Origin of the sequence: Chloroflexus sp. MS-G (assembly GCF_000735195.1) — a bacterium.
In the GTDB taxonomy this organism is placed as follows: domain Bacteria; phylum Chloroflexota; class Chloroflexia; order Chloroflexales; family Chloroflexaceae; genus Chloroflexus.
In genome coordinates this window covers 1-2,094 of the sequence record NZ_JPIM01000231.1, presented here as the reverse complement: position 1 = coordinate 2,094, position 2,094 = coordinate 1, and the positions used below count along the sequence as shown (strand labels likewise).

3 protein-coding genes are annotated in these 2,094 nt (G+C 50.7%); all 3 read left to right on the top strand.

Features of this window, described 5'->3' with window-relative positions:
• Window positions 1-877 (top strand): sugar transferase (locus tag JE47_RS0120070; RefSeq protein ID WP_031461444.1); only part of this gene is annotated, 877 nt, incomplete at its 5' end.
• A gap of 326 nt (window positions 878-1,203) precedes the next feature.
• The gene (locus tag JE47_RS20875; protein ID WP_201771232.1) at window positions 1,204-1,533 is read left to right on the top strand and encodes a HEPN domain-containing protein; all 330 of its coding nucleotides are present in this window, start codon (window positions 1,204-1,206) and stop codon (window positions 1,531-1,533) included.
• Between the two features lie 76 nt (window positions 1,534-1,609).
• Window positions 1,610-1,918 (top strand): nucleotidyltransferase domain-containing protein, encoded by a 309-nt coding sequence (locus JE47_RS0120060; RefSeq protein WP_201771231.1) that lies wholly within the window; start codon window positions 1,610-1,612, stop codon window positions 1,916-1,918.
• Window positions 1,919-2,094: the final 176 nt, after the last annotated feature.

Genomic DNA, 2,094 nt, shown 5'->3' with positions numbered 1-2,094 from the left:
TGTCTCTGATGAACGTGACGCACCGGTAGAACTGCCTCGCCTAGGTCATCTGGCTGACCTCGTCGGCCTTGTGCGCTGCTATCAGATCGATGAAGTGATCTTTGCGCTCCCGCCATCACGTCACGATACAGTGGTCGAACTATCGCTGCAATTGCTGAAAGAGCCGGTAATGCTGCATACGGTGCCAACGACTCTTGACCTCGTCTTTGCGCGCACACCAGTGGAAAGTATCGGCGGTATTCCGCTCATCTCGCTACGCGAATCGGCGCTGACCTCATCACAGCGGTTTGTGAAACGGATGTTTGACGTTATCGTGAGCACCATCTTGATCATCCTGCTCGCACCGGTGATGCTCTTGATAGCTGTTCTGATTAAGCTGGAATCACCCGGTCCGATCATTTTTCGTCAGGAACGCATCGGTGAACACGGACGGCGCTTTCAGATGCTGAAGTTTCGCACGATGTATCAAGATGCTGACCGGCGCTGGCAAGAGGTGGCAAAACGTGATGAGCAGGGACGTCTGATTCACAAAGTGAAGGATGATCCACGAGTGACACGGGTTGGGCGGAAGTTACGGCGGACATCGCTCGATGAACTACCGCAACTGTTTAATGTGTTGCGCGGCGAGATGAGCCTGGTCGGGCCACGACCTGAGATGCCCTACATTGCGGCAGAGTATGAGCCATGGCAATGGCAACGGTTTCGCGTTCCCCCTGGGATTACCGGCTGGTGGCAGATCAATGGTCGGAGTGATAAGCCAATGCATCTGCATACAGAGGATGATCTCTACTACATCCAGAATTATTCGTTTTGGCTAGACCTACGTATTTTGATGAGAACATTGATTGTGGTTTGGAAGGGGCATGGCGCCTATTGAGAGTATGTCTGACAAGATGTTCATCTACACTCGTGGATCAAAGTGTGTATGCTAACGTGAGCAAGTGAAACCCTTTCTGAGCAGTCGCCCGACGATGTGCGACCGAGCATTGCAGTGTAGTCTAATCCGAATACCCCGTCATCATGTTACGGATGAAGCCTGCTGATGGAGGAAAAGAGATTCACGACCAGCCTGATGCAGATAGGGTCACACGGTAAAACAGTAGACGTAGGGATACAACGGTTTGCAAAAGAGGGATTAGTGGCTATATGATATGATAGTATTGTGGTCATTGTACCGTTAATTGCGGAAGACCGAATGTAGGAATGGTCGTTGATGAATCGCTGGAAAGACTGGTACGAGCAAGGGAAGCGAGACTACACGCGCGCCCTCTTAGACAATACGGGTACTACGAATGGGCCTGCTTTACGTTGCAACAATCGTCTGAGAAGGTAATCAAGGCATTAGGTCTCGTTAGAGGAATAACCCTGTGGGGGCACTCCCTTACCGAAATGCTCAAACGCTTGAGACAAGACCTGGAAATACCCGAGGAAGTGTTAGATAGCGTCCGTCTGCTGGATATGTATTACATTCCACCGCGCTACCCAAACGGTTTTGCGGCGGGGAAACCGGCTGACTACTTTACCGAACGATAGGCGAGAGAAGGTCTCTATGCGGCGGATCGAGTCATACAGTTCTGTGAAAGCTATCTCCCTGAATCGTGATGAGGTGATGCGACAATTGCGAGAGGTCTCGGCGAAAGCATTGGCGATCTTCCCCCACCTGCAAGAGGTACGCCTCATCGGCTCACTGGCAACCGGTTCTCATACCGGAACGAGTGATGCTGATCTGCTGTTGCAAGTGAATGAGCCGATTGCGAATCCGCTGGAAGTGATCAAACCATACTTCTTCTTTTTTTCACGCCATCTCGACATAGGGATCGACATGGTGCTCTACGATAAGGTAGTTGCAGACGAAGTGCAGCAGATGCTGCGGGGAAGCATCGTGTTGGCCAGTCGAATAGGTGATGAAGAACATTAAGAGCCTATCTGAATAACTTGTCGTCACGCTACAACGAGTGAAACTCGTCGATGGATTCAATCCAACGTGCGATCAGTCTGATACCAAATATTCCCTGTGATGCAAACCGATCTGGTAAGGTGACAACATGCGATGACCTTCATCTCCCACCACAAGAGATTTCGGATAGGCTCTAT